The organism is Armatimonadota bacterium (assembly GCA_031459715.1).
GTDB lineage: Bacteria > Sysuimicrobiota > Sysuimicrobiia > Sysuimicrobiales > Humicultoraceae > Humicultor > Humicultor tengchongensis.
The window spans coordinates 1-25,978 of record JAVKIA010000038.1; the positions used below are offsets into that span (position 1 = coordinate 1).

General features: G+C 66.7%; 26 protein-coding genes and 1 tRNA gene. 22 read left to right on the forward strand and 5 right to left on the reverse strand.

Annotation, left to right across the window (positions count from 1 at the left end; all coding sequences use genetic code 11):
- From QN152_11655 to QN152_11690, 8 genes are all read left to right on the forward strand, one after another.
- A partial coding sequence (locus QN152_11655; GenBank protein MDR7540163.1) for a DDE-type integrase/transposase/recombinase occupies positions 1 to 831 on the forward strand: 831 nt, incomplete at its 5' end.
- A gap of 44 nt (positions 832 to 875) precedes the next feature.
- Complete coding sequence (locus QN152_11660) at positions 876 to 1,235, forward strand: hypothetical protein (protein ID MDR7540164.1); 360 nt, start codon at positions 876 to 878, stop codon at positions 1,233 to 1,235.
- Between the two features lie 139 nt (positions 1,236 to 1,374).
- Positions 1,375 to 1,504, forward strand: a tRNA-OTHER gene (locus tag QN152_11665).
- Between the two features lie 143 nt (positions 1,505 to 1,647).
- Positions 1,648 to 2,898, forward strand: a complete 1,251-nt coding sequence (locus QN152_11670) for an extracellular solute-binding protein (GenBank protein MDR7540165.1) — start codon at positions 1,648 to 1,650, stop codon at positions 2,896 to 2,898.
- A 161-nt stretch (positions 2,899 to 3,059) separates the two neighbouring features.
- The gene (locus tag QN152_11675; protein MDR7540166.1) at positions 3,060 to 3,977 is read left to right on the forward strand and encodes a sugar ABC transporter permease; all 918 of its coding nucleotides are present in this window, start codon (positions 3,060 to 3,062) and stop codon (positions 3,975 to 3,977) included.
- Positions 3,974 to 4,801: a carbohydrate ABC transporter permease gene (locus QN152_11680; protein MDR7540167.1), complete on the forward strand. Its 828-nt coding sequence runs from the start codon at positions 3,974 to 3,976 to the stop codon at positions 4,799 to 4,801. Before QN152_11675 ends, QN152_11680 begins: the two co-directional genes overlap by 4 nt.
- Before the next feature lie 3 nt (positions 4,802 to 4,804).
- Positions 4,805 to 5,497 carry an N-acetylmannosamine-6-phosphate 2-epimerase gene (locus tag QN152_11685; GenBank protein ID MDR7540168.1) on the forward strand — a complete coding sequence of 231 codons (693 nt, stop codon included), beginning with the start codon at positions 4,805 to 4,807 and terminating at the stop codon, positions 5,495 to 5,497.
- A gap of 5 nt (positions 5,498 to 5,502) precedes the next feature.
- The gene (locus QN152_11690; protein ID MDR7540169.1) at positions 5,503 to 6,492 is read left to right on the forward strand and encodes a BadF/BadG/BcrA/BcrD ATPase family protein; all 990 of its coding nucleotides are present in this window, start codon (positions 5,503 to 5,505) and stop codon (positions 6,490 to 6,492) included.
- 55 nt (positions 6,493 to 6,547) lie between these two features.
- On the opposite strand, the gene QN152_11695 is transcribed toward QN152_11690, so the two are convergent.
- Complete coding sequence (locus tag QN152_11695) at positions 6,548 to 8,347, reverse strand: SLC13 family permease (protein MDR7540170.1); 1,800 nt, start codon at positions 8,345 to 8,347, stop codon at positions 6,548 to 6,550.
- A 66-nt stretch (positions 8,348 to 8,413) separates the two neighbouring features.
- Positions 8,414 to 9,136, reverse strand: a complete 723-nt coding sequence (locus QN152_11700) for a GntR family transcriptional regulator (protein MDR7540171.1) — start codon at positions 9,134 to 9,136, stop codon at positions 8,414 to 8,416.
- Between the two features lie 219 nt (positions 9,137 to 9,355).
- On the opposite strand from QN152_11700, the gene QN152_11705 reads away from it, so the two are divergent.
- From QN152_11705 to QN152_11770, 14 genes are read left to right on the forward strand one after another with little or no spacing between them, the layout of a single operon-like run.
- Positions 9,356 to 10,486 carry a mandelate racemase/muconate lactonizing enzyme family protein gene (locus QN152_11705; protein ID MDR7540172.1) on the forward strand — a complete coding sequence of 377 codons (1,131 nt, stop codon included), beginning with the start codon at positions 9,356 to 9,358 and terminating at the stop codon, positions 10,484 to 10,486.
- Positions 10,487 to 10,488: 2 nt separating this feature from the next.
- Positions 10,489 to 11,286: an ABC transporter permease gene (locus QN152_11710; GenBank protein ID MDR7540173.1), complete on the forward strand. Its 798-nt coding sequence runs from the start codon at positions 10,489 to 10,491 to the stop codon at positions 11,284 to 11,286.
- Positions 11,271 to 12,131 (forward strand): ABC transporter ATP-binding protein, encoded by an 861-nt coding sequence (locus tag QN152_11715; GenBank protein ID MDR7540174.1) that lies wholly within the window; start codon positions 11,271 to 11,273, stop codon positions 12,129 to 12,131. Before QN152_11710 ends, QN152_11715 begins: the two co-directional genes overlap by 16 nt.
- A complete protein-coding gene (locus tag QN152_11720; GenBank protein ID MDR7540175.1) occupies positions 12,128 to 13,123 on the forward strand; it encodes an NrtA/SsuA/CpmA family ABC transporter substrate-binding protein in 996 nt (331 codons plus the stop codon). Before QN152_11715 ends, QN152_11720 begins: the two co-directional genes overlap by 4 nt.
- Before the next feature lie 18 nt (positions 13,124 to 13,141).
- Positions 13,142 to 14,128: a phosphoglycerate dehydrogenase gene (locus tag QN152_11725; GenBank protein ID MDR7540176.1), complete on the forward strand. Its 987-nt coding sequence runs from the start codon at positions 13,142 to 13,144 to the stop codon at positions 14,126 to 14,128.
- A 4-nt stretch (positions 14,129 to 14,132) separates the two neighbouring features.
- Positions 14,133 to 15,038, forward strand: a complete 906-nt coding sequence (locus QN152_11730) for a dihydrodipicolinate synthase family protein (protein ID MDR7540177.1) — start codon at positions 14,133 to 14,135, stop codon at positions 15,036 to 15,038.
- A gap of 5 nt (positions 15,039 to 15,043) precedes the next feature.
- A complete protein-coding gene (locus QN152_11735; protein ID MDR7540178.1) occupies positions 15,044 to 15,961 on the forward strand; it encodes an NAD(P)-dependent oxidoreductase in 918 nt (305 codons plus the stop codon).
- Entirely contained in the window at positions 15,955 to 17,382 is a 1,428-nt protein-coding gene (locus tag QN152_11740) for a lactate racemase domain-containing protein (protein ID MDR7540179.1), read from the forward strand. Before QN152_11735 ends, QN152_11740 begins: the two co-directional genes overlap by 7 nt.
- Positions 17,379 to 18,014 carry a cyclase family protein gene (locus QN152_11745; protein MDR7540180.1) on the forward strand — a complete coding sequence of 212 codons (636 nt, stop codon included), beginning with the start codon at positions 17,379 to 17,381 and terminating at the stop codon, positions 18,012 to 18,014. Before QN152_11740 ends, QN152_11745 begins: the two co-directional genes overlap by 4 nt.
- A 2-nt stretch (positions 18,015 to 18,016) precedes the next feature.
- Positions 18,017 to 19,081, forward strand: a complete 1,065-nt coding sequence (locus tag QN152_11750) for an alcohol dehydrogenase catalytic domain-containing protein (protein MDR7540181.1) — start codon at positions 18,017 to 18,019, stop codon at positions 19,079 to 19,081.
- A 40-nt stretch (positions 19,082 to 19,121) separates the two neighbouring features.
- The gene (locus QN152_11755) at positions 19,122 to 20,090 is read left to right on the forward strand and encodes a tripartite tricarboxylate transporter substrate binding protein (GenBank protein ID MDR7540182.1); all 969 of its coding nucleotides are present in this window, start codon (positions 19,122 to 19,124) and stop codon (positions 20,088 to 20,090) included.
- Between the two features lie 5 nt (positions 20,091 to 20,095).
- Complete coding sequence (locus tag QN152_11760) at positions 20,096 to 20,566, forward strand: tripartite tricarboxylate transporter TctB family protein (protein MDR7540183.1); 471 nt, start codon at positions 20,096 to 20,098, stop codon at positions 20,564 to 20,566.
- On the forward strand, positions 20,563 to 22,077 hold the full coding sequence (locus QN152_11765; GenBank protein MDR7540184.1) for a tripartite tricarboxylate transporter permease: 1,515 nt from the start codon (positions 20,563 to 20,565) through the stop codon (positions 22,075 to 22,077). The genes QN152_11760 and QN152_11765 overlap by 4 nt, the downstream gene beginning before the upstream one ends.
- Before the next feature lie 17 nt (positions 22,078 to 22,094).
- On the forward strand, positions 22,095 to 23,156 hold the full coding sequence (locus tag QN152_11770) for an Ldh family oxidoreductase (protein MDR7540185.1): 1,062 nt from the start codon (positions 22,095 to 22,097) through the stop codon (positions 23,154 to 23,156).
- Positions 23,157 to 23,207: 51 nt separating this feature from the next.
- Here the strand turns inward: QN152_11770 and QN152_11775 are convergent, their stop codons facing one another.
- The 3 genes from QN152_11775 to QN152_11785 all read right to left on the reverse strand — a co-directional run.
- Positions 23,208 to 24,578 (reverse strand): sulfatase, encoded by a 1,371-nt coding sequence (locus QN152_11775; GenBank protein MDR7540186.1) that lies wholly within the window; start codon positions 24,576 to 24,578, stop codon positions 23,208 to 23,210.
- Positions 24,579 to 24,600: 22 nt separating this feature from the next.
- Complete coding sequence (locus tag QN152_11780; GenBank protein MDR7540187.1) at positions 24,601 to 25,560, reverse strand: tripartite tricarboxylate transporter substrate binding protein; 960 nt, start codon at positions 25,558 to 25,560, stop codon at positions 24,601 to 24,603.
- Between the two features lie 47 nt (positions 25,561 to 25,607).
- On the reverse strand, positions 25,608 to 25,978 hold a 371-nt coding region (locus QN152_11785; GenBank protein ID MDR7540188.1), incomplete at its 5' end, for a tripartite tricarboxylate transporter TctB family protein.

Sequence of the window (25,978 nt, forward strand, 5' to 3'; positions counted from 1 at the left end):
GGGCTCAGTGCGGAAGCCGAACGGGCGATTCTGGCCCTGGCGCTGGCACAGCCCACCTGGGGTCCGGCGCGGCTGGCTGTGCAGTTGGCCCGCCCCGAGCCCGGCGGCTGGCACCTGGCCCCGGTCACGATCTATCGGTTTCTGCGCCGGGTGGGCCTGCAGACCCGGTGGCAGCGGCTGGCGGTGTTGGAAGTCCACAGCGCGCAGACCGCGGGCCTGCTGACCGAGCGCACGCGCCGAGCCCTGGCGAGGGCCCAGCGCCGGCGAGCAGCCCACCTCGCTGCCGAGCAGCCGGGCGACCTGGTCTGCCTGGATACGTTCTACATCGGGAAACTCAAAGGGGTGGGCAAGGTCTGGCAATACACGGCCTGCGACGCCGCCTGTTCGTACGCCATTGCCGAAGTCGGCACAGAGTTTTCGGCCGAGGCGGCGGCCCGCTTCCTCACCACCCGGGTCCTGCCCACCTACCGGGCGGCAGGCTGGCCGATCCGCCGGGTGCTGACCGACCAGGGCAGCGAGTACCGCGGAGCGTTCGATCAGGCCACTGCCGCCTGGGGGATCCGCCACAGTCGCACCCGACCGCGGCACGCCTGGACCAACGGGTTCGTGGAGCGCCTGCAGGGCACTATTCTCAGCGAGCTCTGGCGGGTGGAGTTCCGCCGTCGGTTCTTCACCCACGTGCGGTTCCTGCAGGCGGCCCTGGATCGGTACCTCGAGTTCTACAACTACCGCCGGCCGCACCTGGGCTACCGCACCCACGGTCGGCCACCCGCCGAGATGTTCTGGGGCGTCGCCGGGAGGGAAGACCGTGACCACCTCGCTCATGCCTGATGTGTGCACACCCTTCCGAAACTGGACAGTCTAGAGGAGCGCCCATGACGCCTGACGTTCACGCACTGATGCGCGCCACGGACCACCTGCTGCCGGTCGCCCATCACGTCCGCCGCACGTGGCAGGACAGCGAGGATCTCGCCGAGGCGATGGGGCTGTTGCTCGACGCGATGGACGTGGCCGCCCAGGCTGCTGCGGGCGCGACGACAGCCCTAGCGCGGTGCAACGCCCGTCGCGGCGACGGTTTGCAGTCGGTTTGCAACGCCCCGGGGAAGCGGCACCCCTCGGACACGCAGGTTTGCACGCAGGTTTGCACCAGGCCTCCGATCCCCGCGTCCTGCCTGCACTGCGGGGAGACCTCGAAAAAGACCGCAGGGGTCGGGCGCACGAATCTCTGCGTCTGATGCGGCGTTCCGCAAGCGCGATCCTCTTGCCGAACGGAGGGGGTCGGGTCGAGGCCCGATCTGCAAACCAATCTGCAAACCGCCGGCCGAAAATGGCACCGAAAATCAGGGAGTGACAGGGAGTGACACCGTGAGAAGCGGAAGCGCCGAAACCCGCGTGGGAAGCGGATTCCGGCGCTTCTCGTTCTCAGTCCTTGCTATTCGCTGTCAGTCCCCTCGGCTTCTTCGCAACGAGGGGGTCGGCGGTTCGAATCCGCTCGTCTCCACCATTTCGTGAGTATCCTTCGCTTGCTCCCTGGCACTTCGCACGCATGCTGCCGGTCCGGCCGCAGGGAGGTCGACGCAGGACACACCCCGTCTGGCACCGAAATCACCAGCGCACCATGAAAGGGGGGGTGCGGGCATGTGACGATTGGCCCTGTGTTCCCTGGCTGCTGTCTTCCTGATCACGGTAGCCTTCTCTGGCAGTGCGGGCGGGCAGCAGCCGGTGAAGCTGACATTCTGGAGCTGGCGGGTCGAGGACAAGTGGGCTTACGACCGCATCATTCGGGTCTTCCAGCAGCGCAATCCCGGTATTCAGGTAGAGTTCATCCCCTTCCGGGCCACCGAGTACAACACCATCCTCTCCTCCGCCCTCACCGCAGGGAAGGGCCCGGACATCGTTCATCTCCGCGCCTACGGAGGACTGGAGACCTTTACCGCTCCGGGGTTTATCGCTCCACTGGATACAGAGATGGTACCGGAGCTGAAGCGATTCTCCCTGCAGACCCTGGTGGGAGCGCGGGGGCGGAAGGACGGAAAGATCTACGGCGTCCCCTTTGCCACGCAGACCTTGGTGATTTTCTACAACAAAAAGATCTTCGCCCGGTACAATCTCTCCATCCCCAAGAGCTGGGACGAGTTCCTGGCTGTGATGAAGACCCTGAAGGACCATGGGGTGCTGCCGCTGGCCAACGGGGGAAAGGACGGATGGACCCTGGAGGTCCTTTCGGGGGTGGTGGCTCCGAACTTCTACGGGGGCACCGCTTTCTACGAGGCGGTCATCCGCGGCCACACCACCTTCCGGGACCCTGCCTACACCAACGCCCTGGCAAAGATGCTGGAACTGCGTCCCTACATGCCCCCCGGCTTCATGGGTGTCGATTACGCTACCATGCAGCAGTTGTTCATCAATGAGCAGGCCGCCATGTTCATCGGAGGGTCCTGGGAGATAGGCTTCTTCAAAGCGCAGAACCGGGCCCTGGACTTCGGCGTCTTCGCCGGGCCACCGGAGAAGCCCACGCAGACGCCATGGGTCTCCTCCTTCGCTGACGGCAACTACGGCATCAACGCCAAGACCCCCCACATGGCCGAAGCCGTGAAGTTCATCCGCTTTACCGCCACCACGGAGTTCGGACAGATGTTCACCGACCTGCTGGCCCAGCTCTCCGCGGTCCCGGGCGTGGTGGTGAAAGACCCGGTGCTGAAGCAGGTCCAGGTCCTGAACCGTAAGGCCACTCCCTACATGATGCTGGTGGGCTTCCGCTGGCAGGCGCCGACCGGCTCCACGTTGCTGCAGAGTGCACTGCAGGCGATGATGGCCGGCCGGATGACCCCGGCGCAGGTGGGCGACGAGGTGACCACGGCGCTGCCCAGCTGGTTTGAGCCCTTCAGGGGACGCTAGCCGGCCCAAGAATCCGCTCCGGGACTTCTGGGGTTCCCCGGCCGCATCATGTGAGATCTTCCAGACGTGCTCCTGAGGGGAACGGGCGAGCGGGCACGAGCCAGCTTGCCCGAGCAGTGGTTGCGCCGGCGGCGTGGCCTCGGCCCGGTCGCCGGCGGCAGTTGAGCCTGCGCGCGGCCCGGCGCCTGTGGCTCGCTTTCTTCATCGGTCCCGCCCTGCTGCTCTTCGCCCTCTTCGTCACATACCCGATCCTCTCCGCGCTGGGCTACAGCCTGTTCGCCTGGGAGGGGATCGGACGGCGGGGCTTCATCGGGCTGGGAAACTTCGTCCGCCTCTTCCACACCTTCCCCTACCCGCGCCTGCTGGGCAACGCCTTCTGGCACAACGTGCTGGTCTTCGTGATGACGATGACCATCCAGAACGTCACTGCGCTGGGGCTGGCCCTGCTGCTGGCGCGCGGCCCCCGCGGGGAGCGCTTCTATCGTGTGGTCTTCTTCCTGCCGGTGATCCTCTCGCTGGTGATCGTGGGTTTCCTGTGGCTGCTGTTCTTGAACCCGATGTTTGGAGTGGTGAACAGGGTCTTGGTTATGGCCCACCTGGGTAGCCTGGCCCGACCCTGGCTGGGCGATCCGCAGACCGCACTGTTCACGCTGATCCTGGTCAATGCGTGGAGGTGGCTCGGCTTCCCCACACTGGTCTTCCTGGCGGCGATGCAGGGGATTCCCAGCGACTACCTGGAGGCGGCGCGGATCGATGGAGCCACGGAGTGGAAGCTCTTCCGCCACGTGATCTTTCCCCTGATCGCCCCGGCAGTGACCATCATCGTCTTGCTCACCTTCATCGGATCTTTCAACTGGTTCGAGCTGCCCTACGTGATGCAGGGAGTTTCCGGCGGCCCTAACCGGTCCACGGACGTGCTGGGCTTGCTCTTCTACCGCACGGCGTTTGGTGAGGTAGACACCGGTCTGCAGGACATCGGTATCGGATCGGCCATCGCGGTGATCATGTTCGTCCTGCTGGTGACCGTCTCGGCTGTGGCCGCCGTCCACCTGCGACGCCGGGAGGTGGAGTACGCGTGAGGCTGCCTTGGCGCTGGACTCCGTTTGTCCAGATCCTGCTGCTTTGCAACGCCGTCCTGGTCCTGGCCCCCATGGCCATCATGATCCTCTCCTCTTTTAAGACCACACGGGAGATCTTTCGGAACCCCTTCGGGCTTCCCCAGCAGTGGCGCCTGGACAACTTCACGCGCGTATGGGTAGAGGCGCGTTTCGCCCAGTACTTTCAAAACAGCGTGCTGGTTACCATGGCCTCGGTGCTCCTGATCGTGGCGCTGGGTGCCATGGCTGGGTACGCCCTGGGACGGTTCCGTTTCGGCGGGAGCGACCTGCTCTACCTCTACTTTCTCAGTGGTCTGATGCTCCCCATCCGCCTGGGCGTCATCCCGCTCTTCATCCTGATGCGCAACCTGCGCCTGCTGGACACTCTGTGGTCGCTGATCTTGATCTACGCCGCCTCGGGGCTGCCCAGTGCCGTCTTCATCCTCACCGGTTTCTTCCGCACCCTGCCTGCGGATCTGGACAGCGCGGCGCGCATCGACGGCGCAGGGGAGTGGCGGATCTTCGTCCAGGTCATGCTGCCTCTGGTCCGTCCGGCTCTGGTCATCGTCGCCGTCTACAACCTGATTCCCGTGTGGAACGACTTCTTCTTCCCCCTGGTCTTCATCCAGTCTGACCAGCGAAAAACCCTCCCCCTGGGGATGACGGCCTTCTTCGGCCAGTACTACACGGACTGGGCGACGCTCTTCGCCGGGCTCACGCTGGCCGCCGTGCCCGTGGTGGTGCTGTACGCCCTTCTATCACGCCAGTTCATCCGCGGTCTGACCGCTGGGGCCGTAAAAGGTTGAGCCATGCTTCGCGTTCACCCTGTACTGTGCCCGCTGGCCGGGGGGCTCGTTGTCTCCTGCCAGGCCCGGGCCGGGCACCCGTTGCGCAGCCCCACGATGATTGCGGCTCTGGCTCGGGCCGCTTGCGCCGGCGGGGCCGTGGCCGTGCGCGTCAGCGGTGAAGCCGACATCCGCGCGGTGCGTCAGGCTATCGGCCTTCCCATCATCGGCCTGCGCAAGGTCTTTCACCCGGACACGCCCGTGTACATCACGCCCACCCTTGCCGACGCCCGCGCGGTAGCCGAAGCAGGTGCCGATATTATCGCTGTGGATGCTACCGCTCGGCCCCGTCCCGGTGGCGAACGCCTGGAGGATCTTCTGGGGGCGATCCACGAGGAACTGAACCGGCCCGTGCTCGCCGATGTGGCCACGCTGGATGAGGGCCTCTGGGCCGCCCGGCAGGGAGCAGATGCTGTGGCTACGACGCTGGCGGGCTACACGACCTTCCAACCCCCGCCGGAAGAACCCGACGTGGACCTGGTGCGGGCCCTGGTGCAGCAACTCCAGGTTCCCGTGCTGGCGGAAGGGCGCTACCGCCGTCCGGACCAGGCCCGGACCGCCCTGCGCGCAGGCGCCTTTGCCGTGGTCGTGGGGCGGGCGATCACCGACCCCCTGATGCTCACCGAGCTGTTCCTGGCGGCGCTGCGTTCTCCCTGACCGCAATGCGGCGTGATCTGTTCATGGGCATCGATGGCGGGGCCTCCTCCACGACGTGCGTTGTCGTCGACAGCAGCGGACGCGTCCACGCTAGCGGCCACGCCGGTCCGGTGGACCACCTGTACCGGCCGGCAGGCCGCCGGCAGACTCGCCGGGCGCTGCGAGATGCTGTGGACGCGGCCCTTGCCGCATCCCGCTGCCGTGGGAGGCTGCGTGCCATCGTGGCCGGACTCACCGGGCTGGAACCAGACTCGCCCGAGGCCCGCCTGGCCAGGCGGATGGTGCATGAAGTCGTGCGGGCAGACATTATCCGGGTCACCTGGGACGTGGAGGTGGCCTTCGCCGGGGCCGCAGCGGGAGGATCAGGCATTATGGTCATCGCCGGGACGGGATCGGTGGCATTTGGCCGAAATGCCCGCGGACAGACGGCGCGCGCCGGGGGATACGGCTTTCTCATCGACGATCACGGTGGGGGCGTCAGCATCGGGCAGGCGGCGCTAAGGGCGGTGCTGCAGGCGCGCGACGGGCGCGGTCCGCACACCCGCCTGCTCCCCCTGATTACGGAGCGACTGGGCGACTGGCCGGCCATCCGCCGTGCGGTCTACGGGGAGGGGGGCCGGGTCCTCCTGGCCTCGTTGGTGCCGCTGGTTGCCCGGGCTGCGGCAAGCCACGACGCTGTAGCCCGGAGGATCCTGGGTGCAGCAGGACAGGCCCTCGCTGACCTGGCCGCGGCGGTGGCCCGCAGGCTGGACATGAGGGAGGAATCCTTCGACCTCTTCACGGTGGGTGGGGTATTCGCCGCAGGCGAGCTCGTCAGGAAGTCCCTGCGCCGGGCTCTGCGCAAGCACGCCCTGCGCTGCCGGCTGCGTCCTCCCATCTTTCCTCCAGCCATCGGGGCTGCCCTCCTGGCCATGGAGGCCGCGGGCGTCCCGCTCCAAAGCGCGGTGCTGCGGCAGCTGAAAAGTACCTCCGCGCCTGAAGACCAGACCCGATGAGACGTCCGGGCGGATGCTTCGGAATAAGGAAAGACACGGGAGGCGTTCCGACAACCTACACCTTCCAGACCAGGGAGACCACCGCCAACAGCGTCGCTCCCAGCAGCAGGGCCAGGGGCGCCCCCAGGCGCGCGTAGTCGCCCAGCCGGTAGCCGCCGGGTCCCATGACCATCAGGCTGGCCGGGTGGCTGATAGGCGTCAGCAGCGTGACCGAGGTGGCTGAGGCCACCGTAATCATGAAGGGCACCGGTGAGGTACCGCTGGGCGCCGCCGCGCTGAGGGCGATGGGTGCCACCACGATGGTGGTGGGGACGCTGGGGACGAAGTGCCCGATGACCACGGCTACCAGCAGGACCGCCGCCAGGGAGACCACAGGGCCGGCACCGCCCTGGGGAAGAATGGCCTGGGCAATGGCCGCTGCAGCCCCCGTCGTGTGCAGGGCCATGCCCAGAGGGATCAGCCCCCCGATGACGATCACCGTGCGCCAGTCTATGGCCTGGAAAACTTCCTCGGCGCTAATGCATCCTCCCAGCACCACGACTCCCGCTGCCAGCAGCGCGGCCAGGCTGAGAGGGAGGACCTGCGACGTTCCCAGGACGATCAGCATCACCACGGCCAGCGCTGCCAGCCCCATGCGTGACCGCCGAGGGGTGAGGGGTTCATCCAGAGAGATGAAGTTGGGATCCTGCCGCAGGGCACGGATGCGGTCGCGCGGTCCCAGCAGGAGCAGGGCGTCGCCGTATTGCAGGGGCAGCTCCGCCAGCCAGGTGCGCCGCGGCTGCCCCTGGCGCCAGATGGCCGCCACCGTGAGCCCGTAGCGCTGGCGGAACTCCAGCTCCCGCAGGCTGCTCCCTGCCAGGTCCGAGCGGGGGGCGATGACCACCTCGACCAGACCCACGTCCTCCGTCTCCAGCATGTCGTCCTCTGTATGCTGGAGAGGTTCCGCCTGCACCGCGCCACTCTCGCAGAGCCGGGCCACGTCGGTGGGGCGGGCTTCCGCCACCAGGCAGTCCCCAGGCAGCAGTCGCTCGTCTGGCGAGGGCCCGTGGATGCGCCGGTTCCCCCGCTCGATGGCGAGGATAGTCATGCCGAAACTGGTTCCCAGCGAGGTTTCCGCCAGCGATCGGCCTCCAAGGGCAGAGCCATCCTTCAGTCGCAGCAGGAACAGGCGCTCGGGCAGCCGGTAGGCTTCCCGCAACGTCAGGCGTGGGATCCCGGTGGGTGTGACCGTGGCCGAGGGGCCAGCCGGCAGGAGACGATGGCCGACCAGCACCATGAAGACGATCCCCGCGACCAGCAGCGATACCCCCACCGGGAAGAAGGAGAAGAAAGCCAGCGGGGGCTCTCCGGCCTGCACCAGCACCGAGTTGACCACGAGGTTGGAAGGCTTACCTATGAGGGTCAGCGCTCCGCCCAGCCGGGCTCCAATCGCCAGCGGCAGCAGCAGGCGGGAGGGGCTGAGGCCTGTCTGCCGGCAGACCGCCAGGGTCACCGGGATCAGCATGGCCATGGCGCCGACGATGTTCATGAAGCCGGAGAGGACACCGCCCAGTGCCATCAGTACTGCGGTCAGCCTGTGTTCCCCCGGGCCCGCGGCGCGCAGCAGCCAGTCCGCGGCCAGGACGGCGACCCCTGTGCGCTCCAGCCCGGCGCTGACCACGTAGAGGGCGGCGATGGTCACTACCGTGGGGTCGCTGAACCCGGCCAACGCCGCGGCCGGTGTTGCCGCGCCGGTGAGGGCCAGGGCCACGACCACCGCCATGGCGATGACCTCCGGGCGCGCCCGGCCCCATGCGAAGGCGGCCAGGGCGGCCCCCAGGATGGCCGTGGCCACCCATGCCTGGGATGTCATCATGCTTCTCCTCGTTTCCCGCTGACAGGCGTCCGACCTGCCCGCACCGGCGGATGAGCAGCCGATCAGCTAGTGGGAGTCGGCCAGAGGCCTCTCCGCACCCTCCGCCGCCCGCATGTGTGCCAGGACCGCTTCCCGGATGCGGCGGACGTGATCCCGCGCCGCCCGCTCGGCCTGATCCGGGTCCGCTGCAGCCAGCGCAGCCAGGATGCGCCGGTGCTCCTCCAGCGCCTTGGGCATCCTTCCGGGGATGGTAGCGGAGGTGCGGAAGACGATCCGGATCTGGTCCTGGAGGTTGTCCAGGGCGCGGACGAGGCGGCGATTACCACCCCGCGCGCGGATCAGCCGGTGAAACTCCAGGTCAATCCTGATGTGGGCGTCGATGTCCCGGCGGCGGACAGCGCTCTCACCCTGCTGCAGCAGGTCGCGCAGCCGTCTTAGGAGCTCGTCGTCCATGCGGTCAGCCGCCAGCCGGGTAGCCAGGCCCTCCAGCATCTCCCGCATCTGATATATCTCGTTGACGTCCTCCCAGCGGAGGATGGCGACGTAAGCGCCGCGGTTGGGCAGCATTGTCACCAGCCCGTCCTGCGCCAGCCGCTCCAGGGCTTCTTTGACCGGCGTCCGGCTCACGCCCAGCGCGGCTGCCAGCCTGGGCACGCTGAGCTTGCTACCGGGCTTGAGTTTCTGCTCGGCAATGGACTGCTTGAGGGCGACATAAACCCGTTCGCTGAGGCTGGGTAGCACTTCGACAGGAGGAAGGCCCTGGATCGGTTCGGGGTTATCGCCTGTCATGCGTTCAAATGCGTCCCTTCCGGGAGACCCTGCTCCCGCTCCTGCCGGGCGGCGATGCCTCTGGACGGAGGCATCCGGAGGGGGGCCGCCGTAATATCTACATGTAGAATTCTACATGCAAATGTCTTATGCTGGAAGGCGTAACGAAGCCCGCCCGACTCGATGGTGCCACCGACGTACGAGGGAGCCCGTATCCCAGAACCGGGCCCGCCCGGCGGTATGTCTGAGGCGCTCGGCAGGAGGCGAATCGCCGCCGTCCAGGCTTTCCACCTTGCGGCCCGTCTGAACTGGCCGCTTGGAGGAAGTGCCCGCAGGCAGCCCCTCTCCGTCCGCCAGTCTACGATTGTCAGATTGCTGTGCGACGACGGATTGGTCGGGTACGGGGAGTGCATGGGACCCCCGACAGTTCTGGTCCCTGCAGTTCGCCATCTGGCTCCGCTCGTCCTCGGGGCCGATCCGCTGGCCCGGAACGTGCTGACCCGTGCCCTGATGACCCGAGCCAGGGAAGAGGGCCCCACAGGTCCTCTGGTAGCGGCCGTCAGCGGCATCGATCTCGCCCTGTGGGACCTGGCCGCCAGAGCCCTGGACGTCCCGCTGGTCGTGTTGCTCGGCGGTGGCGTCCGCGACCAGGTGCCCACATACGCCGCCAGCGTCTACTTCTCCTCCCTGGATGAGGCAGTGGACGTTGCCGGGCAGTTCGTGGCGCGGGGATTCCGCTCCATCAAGGTCAAGGTGGGAATGGGGGTGGAGGAGGATGCCGTGCGTGTGGCTGCCATCCGCGACCACGTGGGACCGGAGGTACGCCTCCTCCTGGACGCCAACGGGGCCTACGACGCGAAGGCTGCGATCACCCTGGCCAGGCGGTGTGACTCAGCCGGCATTTTCTGGATCGAGGAGCCTGTGCCGGCCGATGATCTGGAAGGGTGCCGCAGGGTGCGCGACGCCACGGCGCTGCCCATCGCTGCAGGCGAGAACCTCTCCACGCGACAGGGCTTTGCCCCATGGATTGCGGCACGAGCCGTCGACGTGGTCATGCCGGACCTGGGACGGTGCGGCGGGCTCACCGAGGCCATGGCCGTAGCCGCCATGGCCTCGGCACACGGCGTGGCCGTCTCGCCCCACTGCTGGGGAAGCTCCATCGCCTTTGCCGCCGCCGTGCACTTGGCGGCGGCTCTGCCCCACTGCCAGCTGCTGGAGTTTGACGCCCACCCCGATCCCCTGCGCGAGGCCCTCCTGGGTGATGTGCTCAACCCTCGCTCGGGCGCCGTGGCCGTCCCTGCCGGGCCCGGGATCGGGGTGGAGGTGCAAGAGGCGGCGCTGCGGGAATTTGCCGCTCCCGACGGAGGGTGACGGTGGCCGCCGCCCGCCCACGCAGAGTTGACGGAGAGAGGCTGCGCTATTCCCTGATCAGTTGGGGGACGGTGGGAGCCATCCTCCTCCTATGGTACGTGGCCACGACGTGGGGATGGGTCTCCTCCTTCATCCTGCCCTCCCCGGGCCAGCTTCTGGCGGAGTTCCGGCTGCTGCTCCTCAAGGGCTACGCCGGCAAGCCGCTGGGGGAGCACCTGTGGGCCAGCCTGCTGCGTACCTTCACCGGCCTGGGCCTGGGCATCGCCGTGGGTGTGCCCGTCGGACTGCTCATGGGGTACAGCCCGGCCGCTCACGCCGTCCTCTCGCCGATCTTCTCGTTCCTCCGTCCCATCCCGCCCATCGCCTTCATCCCTCTGATGATCCTCTACTTCGGGATCGGCGAGTTCTCCAAGGTTGCCCTCATCTTCCTGGCTGCCCTCTACTACGTCGTGCTCAACTCTTCCGCCGGGGTGCGCACGGTGCCCCGCGACCTGATCCGGGCCGGTGAGAACATGGGCCTGAACCGCGTGCAACTGTTTTCCCACGTCATCTTCTGGGCAGCGTTGCCTCACATCATGACCGGGGTGAAGACGGCAACGGCGGTGAGCTGGGCCATCGTGGTGGCGGCCGAGCTGATTGCCGCGCAGGCCGGCCTGGGCTTCATGGTCATGGACGCCACAACGTTCTTCCGGGTGCCCAATGTGTACATCGGCATCATCATCATCGGCCTGATCGGGGTGACTCTGGAGATCATCACCCTCTTTTTCGACCGGAGGCTCCTCCATTGGGCGGGGAAGTAGCCACCGTACCTACGCAGGCGCCTCCTGCCGCCAAGATCGTGGTGCGAGACGTCGGTCGCATCTTCCCGCCGGCCTCGAAGCGGTCCTCTCCGGTGGTGGCCTTGCGGGAAGCGAATTGCGAGGTCTATGCGGAAGAGATTGTCGGCCTGCTGGGGCCCAGCGGGTGTGGGAAGACCACCCTGCTCAACCTGATCGCCGGCTTCGACCGGCAGGATCAGGGAAGCATCACCATCGGCGGAAAACCTGCAGGCCGCCCCGGTCCGGACCGGATGATGGTCTTCCAGTTCCCTGCCCTTTTCGGCTGGCTCACCGTCTGGGACAACATCGTCTTCGGGCCCCGCCACCGGGGAGAGGACCCGCGCGAGTATATCCCCCGTGCTCGCGCCCTGATCGAGGCTGTAGGCCTCTCCGGCCGGGAGCACGACTACCCCCACCAGCTCTCCGGGGGGATGAAGCAGAGGGTGCAGCTGGCCCGCGCCCTGCTGAACCGGCCAGAGGTCCTGCTGATGGACGAACCCTTCGGGGCCCTGGACTCGCAGACGCGCAGCCAGATGCAGGAGCTGCTGCTGCAGGTATGGGGACTGTACCATCCCACCATCCTGCTGGTTACCCACGACCCGGAGGAAGCCCTCTTTCTCTGCGGCCGCATCTACATAATGGGCCGCGGCGGGCGGATTCAGGGTTGCCTCACGGTGCCGTTTGCCTACCCCAGGACCGTGGGGCTGATCGGTACGGCGGAGTTCGCACGGCTGAAGTACGAACTCCTCCGGGCGCTGCGTCCGGAGGAGCACAGCCAAACCTCCGGAGGGGATGCCGGAGGGAATCCCAAAGGGGGTGGAACATGAACAGGCGCCTTGCTGTGGCGCTAAGCGTGATGGTTCTGACTGCGGTACTGGCCCTGCCGGGGCGCGCGCAGCCGCCGCTGGTGGTGCGCATTGCCTGGCAGCCCTACAACGCGGTCATCTTCTACACGGCGCGCGACCTGAAGATCTTCGAGCGCGTGGGGCTGCAACCCCAGTACACCCGATTTACCGCAGGGCCCCCGCAGTTCGCCGCGTTCCAGAGCGAGAGTGTGGACGTGGGGCTGTTCGGGACGGCGGGCATGGTCGTCGGCGCCTCCCAGGGCCTGGACTATCGAAACTTCTACATTCAGATCCTCAGCAGCTACGCCGATGGGCTGGTTGCCCGACCGGACAGCGGCATCACCCGGCTGGCGGACCTGCGGGGGAAGCGCATTGCCTACATGCGTGGTACCAGCGCGCACCTGGGGCTGATCAAGGCGCTGCAGAGCGCGGGCCTCACCCCGGCGGACGTGACCATGATCCACATGGACGTGACGGCCATGACCCCCGCGTTCACTAAGGGCGACGTGCACGCCGCCTATGCCTGGGAGCCGTGGATCTCCAGGATGCAGGAGGCCGGGGGGCGGGTAATCGTGCGCAGCCACGATGTGGGGCTCAACACATCGGACCACTGGGTAGCCCGCGTGGGGTGGGTGCAGCGCAACCCGCGGGGCGTGCTCTTGTTGCTCAAGGCCGTGGACCAGGCGCTGGAGGAGTTCCGGCGGAATCCTGCGGTGGCCATCAAGGCCACGGCGGAAAACCTCGGCGTGACAGAGGCCATCGCCAAGCGGATCGTGGAGATCAACCCGGTGGTCAGACTGGAGCAGCTGGTGGATCCCAAGTTTGAGCTGTCCTTGCTGCCAGGCGGCGGCGCGCAGCGGATGATCCAGGAGGTAGGCGACTTCCTGCTGCGGGAGGGCATCATCCGCAGCGCCATTGATGCCAGCAAGATTGTGGAGGGGTCATACATCCAGGCCTACTTGCGGACCAAGTAGCAGCCAGGGGGGTGAAGCATGCCCCGGGCGACCGTCCTGGTGACGGCGCGCATGTTCGGGCGGATGGGCGGTGCAGCCCCTCGGCGCCTTGAGGCGGCAGGTTACCACCTGCGCTACCCCTCCGACCGGAACCGTCCACCGCAACAGGATGAGCTCCGGGGCCTGCTGGAGGGCGTGGAGGCCGTGATTGCAGGCGTGGAGCCCTGGACGGCCGACCTCATGGAGGCAGCGCCGGCGCTCCGCCTCATCTGTCGATTCGGCGTCGGCTACGACTCCGTGGATCTCCAGGCTGCCACGCGCCGGGGCATCTTGGTGGCCATCACGCCTGCCACCAACCACGTGGCCGTGGCCGAGCACACCATGGGACTGATCCTGGCGGTGCTGCGGCGACTGCCGCTGCAGGATGCCCGGGCCAAGCGGGGTGAGTGGGTTCCCGAGCCTGGGCCGGAACTGCGCGGCCGGACCCTGGGTGTTGTGGGCCTGGGGCGCATCGGGCGCGAGGTGGCCGATCTGGCGCGGGCATTCGGAATGCGGGTGGTCGCCTGCGAGATCGCCCCCGACGAGGCGTTCGTCACCAGCCGGGGGATTACCCTGGTCGACCTGAGGACGTTGCTCAGGGAAGCCGATGTGGTCACGCTGCACGTTCCCCTGACTGCGGCGACCCGCAGGCTGATCGATGCGACGGCTCTTCGGACGATGAAGCGCGGCTCCTACCTTATCAACACGGCACGGGGCGGATTGGTGGATGAGGCCGCGCTGTATGACGCGCTGACCTCGGGGCACCTGGCGGGGGCGGGGCTGGACGTGACCGATCCCGAGCCTCCGGCGGATTGGCGCCTCGCCCGGCTGCCCCAGGTGGTAATGACTCCTCACGCGGCCGGTTTGAGCACCGACGCCATCGCCCGGATGGAGGAGGCAGCGGTGGAGACGACGCTGGCGGTGCTGAGAGGCGAGCTGCCGTCCAATCTCTTGAACCCCGAGGCGCATCCGGCGCAAGGGAGGTGACACCATGCCACGCCTGCACGGCATGTATCCTGCGTTGATCACTCCCTTCACTGCCGAGGGAACGATAGACGAGGACGCTTTGCGGCGTCTGGTGGCCTACCACGTGGATAAAGGCAGCGACGGGCTCTTCCTGTGCGGGTCCCTGGGCAGTGGGCCGGGGATGTCAGCGGAGGAACGGCGGAGGGTGGTCGAGGTGGCTATTGAGGCCGCGGGGGGTCGCCTTAGGACCATAGTTCACGTGGGGACCATCAACCCGGGGGAAGCGACCGACCTGGCCAGGCACGCCGAGGAGGCAGGGGCCGACGCCGTCGCCGCCGTCGCCCCCTACTACTACAGGCCCGCCTGGCCGGTGGTGCGGGCATTCTACGACCGCCTGCTGGATGTCACCGGCCTGCCGGTGTGGGCTTACAATCAGCCGGCGCACTCCCACTTTGAGTTCACCGCTGACCAGGTCCTGGAGCTGTCCGAGCGCGGCGTTCGCGGGTACAAGGACGGGGGCCTGTCCTACTACGCCTTTCAGCAGGTGCTGCTCCGCGCCAACCGGGAGCAATTGACGGTTTTCACCGCCGTCCCGTCGCTGCTGTTCGCTGCGCTGGTCGATGGAGCCGATGGGTTCATTGGCGGGCCCAACAACGTCCTGCCGCAGTTCTACAACGCCCTCTACGCAGCGGTGAGAGACGGAGACTGGGGGCGGGCCGTGGCCCTGGAGCGCCGGGCGGGGGAGGTGTTTCGCCTCTGCGGCGGGCCGGGAGCCGTCTCCATGTGGCATGCCCTTCTGGCGGAGTTTGGCGTGGCATCGGGGCAGACGCGGCTGCCCCAGCCTCCGATCACCGAGGAGGTTCGCGCCATGGCCGCGGCCAATGCCGCCCGCCTGCGGCAGATCATTGAAGAGCTGGGGATTGCCTGGTGAGGACGATGCCGGCACGCTCCGCGGTGGGACTGATAGGCGTAGGCACCATGGGCAGTCGTATGCTGGAGCGGCTGATTGCGGCAGGGTACACCGTGGTGGCCCGGGATATCTCACCTCAGGCTGAGAGCCGGGCGGCTCAGGCGGGTGCGCTGGTAGCGGCCTCGCCGGCAGCGGTGGCCCGGCAGGCCGGTATCGTGCTCCTGTCCCTGCCCATGCCCGCAGACGTCGACCGGGTGGTGGCCGCTGAGGACGGGATCCTGGCCGGAGCGCCAGAGGGCTCCCTGATCGTGGACCTGAGCACGGTGGACCCCGAGACAACCAGGCGCAACGCGGCCCGGGCGGCGCAGCGCGGTGTGGGCTACCTGGACGCGCCGGTGCTGGGCCGGCCGCCAGCATGCGGCCGGTGGACCTTGCCGGTCGGTGGAGCGGCCACCGACCTGGAGCGGGCCCGTCCCGTCCTCGAGGTCCTGGCGTCGCGGCTGATCCATGTGGGACCCAGCGGCTGGGGCAACATCGTCAAGCTGCTGAACAACATGATGTTCTCGGCCATCAACGCCGTGACGGCCGAGGTGCTGGCGGTGTGCGCCGCGCTGGGAATGGACCCGCAGGTCTTCCTCAGCACCGTGGCCGACAGCGGCGCGGCCACCGTGAGCAACCTCTTCCGCGAGCTCGGCCCCAAGATCCTCAGCCGGGACTTTACCCCCGCGTTCAGCCTGGGGCTGCTGCACAAGGACGTCCGTCTGGCTCTGGAGATGGCGGCGGCGGCGCGGGCGCCCACCATCGTCACCCCGGCAACCGCCGTCCTGCTGGAAATGGCGCGCGCCCGGGGGTACGAGGCCGAGGATAGCAGCGCGGTGGTCAAGGTCCTGGAGGCTCTGAGCGGCCGAGAGGTACGCCCGCACGGGGGTAGACACCCATGCTAACGGTGCCGCTGGAGTACGGCGACGGACACGTGAGGGTGGAGGTCCCGGACTCTGCTCTGGTCTTCTGGCCCGGCCGCTCCCACCAGGACCCACCGCAGGTGGATCCGGCGGAGGCCACCCAGCGCGCGCTGGAGGCCCCGCTGGGGCTACCGCCGCTGCGGGAGCTGGTGCGCCCGGGCAGCCGGGTGGTTATCGCTTTCCCCGATCGGGTCAAGGGCGGGGCGCATGACCGGGCGCACCGGAAAGTAGCCATCCCCATCATCATCGAGGAGCTGGAGCGTGCGGGCGTACGCCCTGCAGACATCGTCCTGCTGTGCGCCATGGGGCTCCACCGCAAGAACACCTACGAAGAACTGGCCCACTACCTGGGCCGCCCGCTTGTCGAGGCCTTCTGGCCGGATCGCCTGCTGATGCACGACGCGGAGGATCCCGCGGGCATCACCGCCCTGGGTACGACCGAGCACGGCGATCTGGTGGAGGTAAACCGGCTGGTGGCCGAGGCCGACCTGGCCATCCTGATCGGGCACACGCAGGGGAATCCCTACGGAGGGTACAGCGGGGGCTACAAGATGGCGGCTACCGGCATCACCACGTGGCGGTCGATCCGGGGTCACCACAGTCCGCGGACCATGCTCCGCTCCGACTTCGTGCCCGTGAACGTGGAACACAGCCAAATGCGGCGGCAGTTCGACGCCATTGGCCGGGCCATTGAACGGGGGATGGGCAAGCGGTTTTTCTGCGTGGATGCGGTGCTGGGGACCGACTCCCAGGTGCTCGGTGTCTTTGCCGGCGCTCCCGACGCCGTGCAGGCGGCCTCCTGGCCGCTGGCCTCCCGGCGTACGGACGTTCCTCTGGACATCGCCGAGCCTTTCGATGTGGTGGTCTTTGGCCTGCCACGCTCGTTCCACTACGGCCCGGGGATGGGCACCAACCCCATCCTGATGCTGCAGGCCATCGGCGCACAGATTGTCAGGCATCGCGATGTCCTGCGGGAGGGAGTGGTGGTCATCGCCGCCTCCCTGTGCGACGGCTGGTTCAACGACAGTTGGTTCCCCAGCTATCGGGTGGTATTCGAGCGGCTGGTCCAGGTGAACGAGCTGGCCGAGGTCAGCGCCTTCGAGGAGGAGATCTGCACCGACCCGCGGCTGGTGTGGAAGTACCGGGCAGAATATGCCTACCACCCCTTCCATGCTTTCTCCATGGTCTACATGGGTGCCGTCGCCCACCGCTACGCCGAGCGCATCTTCATCGTGGGGGCGCGGGCCCCCGGCTACGCCCGGGCCGTGGGGTGCGTGCCGGTAGCCACCTTTGCCGACGCCCTGCGCCGCGCGGAGCGCATCGTCGGCGCCGTTCCCCGGATCCTGGTATTGCCGCAGGCCTTCACCCGGGTCCCGGTCCACCTGCGGCGGGGGCGGCGATGAAGGTCCTGGACCTGACGCTGTCGCTGGCCGACGGCACTGCCGCGGGATTCGGCCTTCCGCCGGCTGTGGTGCGCCTCTGGCAGCCGGCTCCACAGCGCGGCTGGTGGGTTACTGAGATCCGGCTGCCCTCCCACATCGGCACACATGTGGACGCACCGCGCCACTGGCTGACGGAGGGCGTGGGCGTGGAGGGCCTGCCCTTGGAAGTGCTGGTGGGCCCCGCGGACGTCCTGCACCTGGAAGGCCGCCCCGAGCCCGGGCAGATCACGGCTACGGACCTGGCGGAGGCCGCCCGCGCCGCCGCCGCCCCCCGCTGGCTGCTGGCGACAGGCTGGGACCGGATGCATGGCAAGCCCGAGTACTTCAGTGCCTATCCGTCGCTGGCGCCGGAGGCGGCCGCATGGCTGGTGGAGCGGGGCGTCCGCCTGCTGGGCGTGGACATGCCCTCGCTCAGTCATGGAGAGAATGCGGCAGTGCACCGGATCCTGCTGTCAGCTGGGGTGGCCATTGTGGAGGGCCTGTGCGGGTTGACGGCGCTGGCCCAGCACGTGGGGATGCTGTGTGTGCTCCCCCTGCCTTTGCAGGGAGCCGACGGGACGCCGGTGCGCGCTGTTGTCATCGAGGAGGAGTGAGCATGCCTACCATGAGAGCGGCGCGCCTGTTCGCCACGCGGGACATGCGCGTGGTGGAGGTGGAGCGGCCCCGCCCCGGCCGCGGCGAGGTGGTGGTGCGGATCGCGTACACCGGAATCTGCGGGACGGACATCGAGATATACACCGGCCGGATGCCCTTCATCGCCCTGGGCCTCATCCCTCTGCCTCAGACCCTGGGGCACGAATGGTCCGGCATTGTCCAGGAGGTGGGAGAAGGCGTGACGGAATTCGCTCCGGGGGACCGGGTCACCGGCGATGTGACCATCTCCTGCCGGGTGTGCGAGTTCTGTAAAGCCGGCCGGTACAACATCTGTCCCAATCGCCGCTCAGTGGGGGTCATTCGCAAGGACGGAGCGCTGGCCGAGTACCTGGTGATGCCGGCGCACCACGTCTACCGCATCCCCGACGGGCTCTCCCTGGAGGAGGCCGCCCTGGCCGAGCCGGCCAGTTGCGCGGTACACGCCGTACGGCGGCTGGGCGTGCAGCCCGGGGACCGCATCGTAGTGGTGGGCGACGGTACGCTGGGCCTGCTGGCCCTGCAGGCGGCCAGGGCCGCCGGCGCCGGCCGGGTGGTTATGATTGGCTCGCATGACGAGAAGCTGGCGCTGGCCCAAGAGCTGGGCGCACACGCCACGGTGAACCGCCATCGCCAGGACGTGGTGCAGGCCCCCCTGGACCTCTGCGGGGGCAAGGTCGAGGGGGTGATCGAGGCTTCGGGCAACACCGCCGCGGTGGCCCCCGCACTGCGCCTGCTGCGTCCGGGGGGGCGGATGGTGGTCATCAGCATCTACCACGAGCCGGTGCCCGCGCTGGACCTGGCGGCGGTGACCAGCAACGAGATCACCATCACCGGAACCCTGGCGGGGCCGAACATCTTCCCGGGGCTCCTGCGCTTGATGGCCGAAGGTGCCATCCGGACCCGGCCGCTGATTACGCACCGTCTGCCTCTGGATGAGGTGCCTGAGGCATTCAAGAGGATCGAGATGCGGTCCGAGCCCTACGTGAAGATGCTTGTCTTCCAGCGAGGGACGCCTACCGGATCGTGATGTGGACGGCCTGACATGGATGTGGGGAGGTGTGCCAATTATGTACCGGCGAGCAGGTTTCTTCCTGATCGTCGCTGTCGTTCTGGCGGCGGGAGGGTCGGTGAGCGCTCAGGCCCCCCGCTACCCTGCGAAGCCGATCACCATGCTGGTTGGGTGGCCGGCGGGGGGCGCCACGGACCTGCTGGCGCGCACTCTGGCCGAGGCGGCAAAACCGCACTTTGATCAACCGTTGGTGGTGGTGAATCGTCCCGGAGGCGCAGGGACAATCGCCACCGCCGAGTTGGTCAACGCTGCGCCCGACGGGTACACGCTGCTTCTCCAGGCCATAGCCGTCGTCGCGGTGCAGCCACATCTGCGCAAGGTTCCCTACACCATCGATGACATGATTCCCGTTATTCACCTGGGAAGAAATCCTACCACCATCGGCGTGCGGGCTGATGCTCCCTGGAGGACGCCACAGGAGTTCGTGGAGGCAGCCCGCAGGGAGCCGGGACGTATTCGCATCGCCGCCCCCGGTGTGGGTACCATCCCGCATCTCAACGCCGTTCTGCTCACGGGTTGGGCCAAGGTGAGTGTGACCTTTGTCATTACCACCGGCGGTGCCATGTCCGTGGCACAACTGCTGGGGGGGCACGTGGAAGCCATCGCGCAGCACTACAACGACTACATCTCCCAGGCCGAGGCGGGGCGCATCCGTCCACTGGGTGTCTTCTCGGAGGCGCGCAACCCTCTGTTCCCGGAGGTGCCTACCTTTAAGGAATTCGGTTACAACATCACCGGCGAGGTCTATAACTTCATCGTGGTTCCCAAGGGGACCCCCGAATCCGTGAGAAAGTATCTCCACGATAGGTTCAAGCGGGCGCTAAACGAACCCCTGATGAGAGACTGGGCCAAGAAGACTCTGTACACCATCGAGTATCTGGGACCGGAGGACACGGACAAGCGTATCCGCTACTGGAACAGGGTCTATGCCGATGTGGTGCGGATGCTGGGAATCGGGGAGCGTTGAACTCGGTGAGGTCAAGGCGGGGTCTTAGCCCTCACGCTTCAGCGGCCATTGTTGCTGCCATCCTGTCTGCTCTCTACCTCGCCGCGGCCCGGAGCTACAGGCTCGGAAACCTGACGAATCCGGGTGCCGGCCTGTTCCCGCTTCTGGTGGGGATCGCGCTGCTGGTCACGTCCCTGTCTCTGCTGCTGGTGGAAGTGATCAGGGCACGATCCCCCGCCCATCCCCACGCCTTGCCCGCCGACCAGCCGCGGACGCCATTCATGGATCGCACCATGCTGACATTTGCTGGTGTCTCCGTTCTCTACCCGATGGCAGTTGCCGCCGTAGGATTCGAAGTCGCCACGGCCGCAGCCCTCGCGGGGATGTCTTTCGCCATGGGTGAACGGGGCGTTATGCGATTGGTCCTGCTGGGCGTCCTCGGCGCAGCCGCGAGCCACCTGCTCTTTCGCCGCCTCCTCGGCGTGCCGCTGCCGTGAGCGTCTTCCAGGGCCTGCTCCACGGCTTCGCGGTTGCGGCCACGCCTGCCAACCTCCTGGCCGCGTTCATTGGCGTCGTCGTGGGTACGGTAGTCGGTGTGCTGCCGGGCATCGGCGTGATTGGGGCTATGGCGTTGCTGCTGCCATACACCTTCGGCCTGGACGTGCGGGCCGGGCTGATCATGCTGGCGGGGATCTGGTATGGGGCGATGTATGGGGGAAGTACCACGTCCATTCTCATCAATCTCCCCGGGGAAGCGGCGAGCGTGGTGACCACGCTCGACGGCTACCAGATGGCGCGCAAAGGACGTGCGGGAGCGGCGCTGGCCGTAGCTGCCATCGGTTCGTTCGTGGCAGGCACGTTTGGACTGATCGGCCTGACCCTGTTCGCTCCTGCCCTGGCCAACGCCGCCCTGGCCTTCGGTCCTCCGGAGTTCCTCGCCGTGAGCGTCCTGGGTTTCGTGCTCCTGAGCCGGCTGACAGGAGGATCAGCCATCGCCTCTTTGCTCATGATATTCGTGGGAATGGCTCTGGCAACTGTTGGCATGGACCTTATGTCAGGCATCAACCGGTTCACATTCGGCGTGCTCCAGCTCAGCACCGGGATCGAACTTGCACCCCTGGTGATGGGACTCTTCGGCCTTGCCGAAATTCTGGCGGTAGTGTCCAGGCCGTATACGGTGGAGATGACGCGGGTGCGCTGGCGGCATCTCTATCCCTCGGCGCTGGAGATGAGGCGGTCGGCCAAGCCCATCGCGCGCGGCAGTGTGCTTGGATTTCTGGTCGGCCTCATTCCCGGACCGGCCGTGGTCATGGCCTCGTTCGCCTCCTACGCGATAGAACGGCGACTCTCTCGTCATCCTGAGGAGTTTGGGAGGGGAGCCATAGAAGGTGTGGCCGGCCCGGAATCAGCCAACAACTCCGCCACCTCGGGGGCTATGATCCCTCTACTGGCCCTGGGGCTTCCCTTTGCGCCGGCGACCGCCATGCTGCTGGGGGGGTTCATGATTCATGGTGTGACACCCGGGCCGCTGCTTATGATCCAACACCCGGACGTCTTCTGGGGATTGGTGGCCAGTATGTACATCGGTAACGCCATGCTTCTCATCCTGAACCTCCCCCTGGTTCCCGCCTTCGCCAGCATCATCCGCACGCCTCCACGGATCTTGATGCCCATCATCATGGTTGTCTCCGTGGTTGGTGCCTACTCCATCAACAATCGGTTGTTTGATGTCTGGGTGATGCTGGCCGCAGGGGCCCTGGGCTATCTGTTGCGCAAAGCAGATCTGCCGGCGGCTCCCTTGGTGATTGGCTACGTCTTGGGACCATTCATCGAGGTCTATGCCCGGCAGTCACTTCTAATGCTCTATGGCAACCCGCTGGCGATCTTCCTGAGGCCCCTCGCCGCTGTTTTCCTCGTGGTGACTGCGGTCGTCGCGCTGGTACCTGCCGTTGTTCGGATCGCACGGGGCCGCGCTGGACACGGGCAAAGCCTCCCACATGGCGGGTAGTGCGCCCGAGCGAGCCGATGGTTGAACACCAGGCCCACATACGTGTGGAGGTTCACGAGCTGGAGCGCTATTGTGCGGCGCTTCTGAGGTCCGCTGGCGTGGAAGCTGGCGAGGCCCTGGAGGTTGCCCGCGCGCTGGTCTGGGCTGAGGCCAAGGGGATCACCTCGCACGGTGTCCGTTTGCTGCCCATATACACAAAGCGCTTTCAGGCGGGGCTCGTTCGCTCTCCAGCGTCCGTCTCTCGGGTACGCGAGGGCCCCTGCTGGGTGGTGCTCGACGGCGGCTCTGGCTTCGGCCCGGTGCTGGGATCCCTTGCCGCCGAGGAGGCCACCCGACGCGCCAGCATTTACGGGCTAGCGGCGGTCTGGGTACGCAACGCTACGCACTTTGGTGCCGCCGGGTACTACGCCTGGCAAATTGCCACCAAGGGGATGATTGGCTGTGTGCTGTGCAACGCGGCTCCTACCATGACCGTATGGGGCGCCAGGGAGGTGGCGATAGGCACGAACCCCATCGCGTTAGCTGCGCCGAGTGAGGATGGCTTCCCAATACTTCTGGATATGGCGACGAGCGTAGTCTCCCGACAGACGATCAACCTGGCGCGCGACCGCGGCATGCGCATTCCCTTGGGATGGGCCCTGGATGAGGAGGGGCATCCCACCGATCTGCCCGGGCGAGCGGCGATGCTGCTGCCGTTTGGCGGGTACAAGGGGTCAGGCCTTGCCATCTTCGTGGAGATCCTTTGTGGCCTGGTGGGAGGAGCCTGCTCCCGACACGAGATCGGTCGCCTGGCTTACGACTTCGACCGACCTGAAGGGATCGGACAGTTCTACCTGGCCATGGATCTGAAGCAGGTGTCGGAACTTCCCGCATACGGCCGGCGGATGCGCGAAATGGTGCAAGCACTGCGCCACCTCCGCCCGGCTGAAGGCGTGGATCGGGTGTTGCTTCCGGGCGAGAGAGAGTTCGCCGCCGAGGCAGCGAACCTGCAAAGTGGCCTACTCTTAGATCCTTCCGTAGCCCGGGATGTTTTCGCCATGGGCGATGCCTTCGGGGTGCCTCGGCCCGCCCTGATGTGAGATATCCACCTGCCTCAGGTGGGCCCGAGCGTCGGGCACCCGGCGGCCACCTCAGATCTGGTACCATGCCCCTGGCTTTGGGCTCAGCAGGTGCGTGTAGTCCGGGATTTCTCCCGCAGCGTCCGCCACGATACGCTCCCACAGCGTGCGAGCCAGATCCCCGTGTGCGTCGACGACGTCTAGACGCTGCTCAGGATCCTTAGCCAGGTCGAAGAGGTGCATATCGCCTCCGTCTCGCCTCGCTATGAGGGCAAATTCCCGATCCATGGTCCACACGTAGTCCCTGAAGATGCACGTCACATACTCGCGCGTGCGGCGATCCTGGCCACGGACCAGGGGGGTGAGGTCAATCCCATCCATGGGTAAGGGAGGTTGTACACCCAGCAGGCCCAGGATGGTCGGGGGCAGGTCGTGGTGCTGAACGAACGCATCTACGCGGCGGCCCGCCCCCAGGCCTTCCGGATGCCGCAGGAGAAAAGGCACGTGCATGAGCTCAGGGTAGAGTCCACGGGGCACCTTGCCAACCAGGCCGTGCTCGCCCAGCTGATGCCCGTGGTCCGAGACGAAAATCACGGCAGTGTCCTCCAGCCGGCCGAGATCTCGGAGAGCTCCCATGAAATGGCCCAACCAGCGATCTACCATGGTCACTTCTGCGGCGTAGCAGGCCCGCATGTAGCGCAGTTCGTCGGGCGACAGATAGTCCGCCTCCCCGTACATGGGCATGATCATCTCGCGGCCCGTGTAGTTTGGATAGTACAGGTCCCGGTACCACTGGGGAGGATCCCACGGCTCATGAGGGTCAAACACGTCCAGCACAAGGAAGAATCGTTCAGCGTCCCGGTTTTCCTCCAGCCAGCGGATCCCTTCTCGGAAGACCTGAGGTGCTGCCCAGTCCTCCTCGTGCCGTCGGTCTCGGGTATTGGCTAAGTGCTCTCGCAGGATGATCTCGGCGCGAGACCCGCGCATAGCTGGGTTCAGGTACCGGTCGACGTCGACTTCTGGAGGAGCTGAACGGTAACGGTCCCGCTCCTGGCCGCGGATCCAGCGCCACTCGTCGAAGCCGCGGTGGAAATTCATGGAGGGCTTGAACATATGGAAGACGTCCGTGATCAATGCCGTCCGGTACCCCTCGTGCTGGAGGATCTCGGCGAGCGTGACCTCTTCTTCCGGGATCGGTTGCCATCCGGGGACCCGAACCGTATCGCCCTTACGCGGAAACCAATCCCGGCAGGGAAACGTGCGCCGGCCCGTGTGCAGGGTCCGGCGCACCGGGATTGTGGGCAACACCTCTGGGTAGGCGCGCGTGAAGACAATGCTCTCCGTGGCCAGGTGATCGAGGGTGGGCGTGCGGATCCACGGGTTCCCGTAGCAACCCAGGTGGTCGGCTCGCAGGGTGTCGGCGATGATCAGGGTGACGTTCATCGGCTTCCCTCAGGGGCTTGGGTCACTTCTTCAGGCCCAGATACTCCACCAGCCTGCCATATTCCTCGAACGAGGCCCAAAGCTCTCGCGTCAGCGCCCCCGGCGGCTGGTAGTCGATTTCGAAATCCGCCTTCCGCGCCAGCTCGACGAAGGCAGGCTCACTCAGCGCCTTCCTGAAGGCGTCATGGAGCACGATGATAACGGTTCGGACGGTGTTCCGGGGAGCGAACAGGAAGTAGTAGACGCCCCGGGTGATGTCGTAGCCCAGCTCCCTGAACGTCTGCGCCTGGGGAAATCGCGGATTCCTATTCGGTTGAAAGACACCGATTACGCGGATCCTGCCTGCCTCCACGTACCCCATGATGGCTGCGGGATGAGCCAGAGCGAGGTCTACGTGCCCTCCGAGCAGAGCGGCCACCTGACGGGGCCCTTCGAAAGGTACCGTCACCATGTCTACCCGGGCCAGCAGTTTGAGCTGTTCCAGGTTTAGGTGGAGGATCGTGCCAATACCAGGAACCCCTACCCGAAGCCTCCCGGGGTTCGCGCGTGCATACTCCAGCAGCTCCGAGGCTGTCTTCCACGGCGCATCGCTACGAACGAAGAGGACAACAGGCAGGTTGACCAGCTTCAGGATGGGGGTAATGTCACCCGGGTTCTTGTAGGGTAAAGGAGAGAGGTACGGCTGCACGGTTAGGATGGCCACAGCACCAAGGCCGATGGTGTAACCGTCCGGCTTGGCCAGAACCACCTCCGAAACTCCCACCGTACCCGCACCCCCTGCCCGGTTTACCACGACCACGGGCTGGGGCAGGTGTTTCTTTACCGCCTCAGCGATGCCGCGACCCACGATGTCGGTGGCCCCTCCTGGAGGAAAGGGTACGACCAGCGTGATCGCCCGATCGGGATAACCGGCGGCGAGCACGGAAGAGGGCATTGCCAGCATGAGTGAGAGTGCCATCCCGATGACAGCGACTCTGGACATGGCTTGCGGCCTCCTTTCTGTCCACGAGCATTCTCGTCAGCAAATCGCTAGGGGAGGGGCACGGCCAGCCACAGACGGAAGATGGCGTATGTGGCCGTGGCGCCACCTGCTGCCAGCAGCAGAAGCCACAGCGGTCGTCGTTCGCCCATGGCCAGGGACATGGCTGGCAGGGCCACCACCGTCGCCAGCTCGAAACCGGCGATGCGGATGGCGAGCGGATACAGGGCCACTGTGACGAAGAACTGGAGCAGGTGGCGGGGCAGGGGATGCGGCCGCGCCTCGCCGGCAGGCGTCGGAGGTGCCGTGACGGCCCCCGCCGCCCCAGCCCGCTCCGGGTGTTCGGACCATAGCACCGCGATGGCCACCACCAGCAGGGCAACACCCAGGGCCACCGGAAACATCCCCGCGCCGGGGTTTG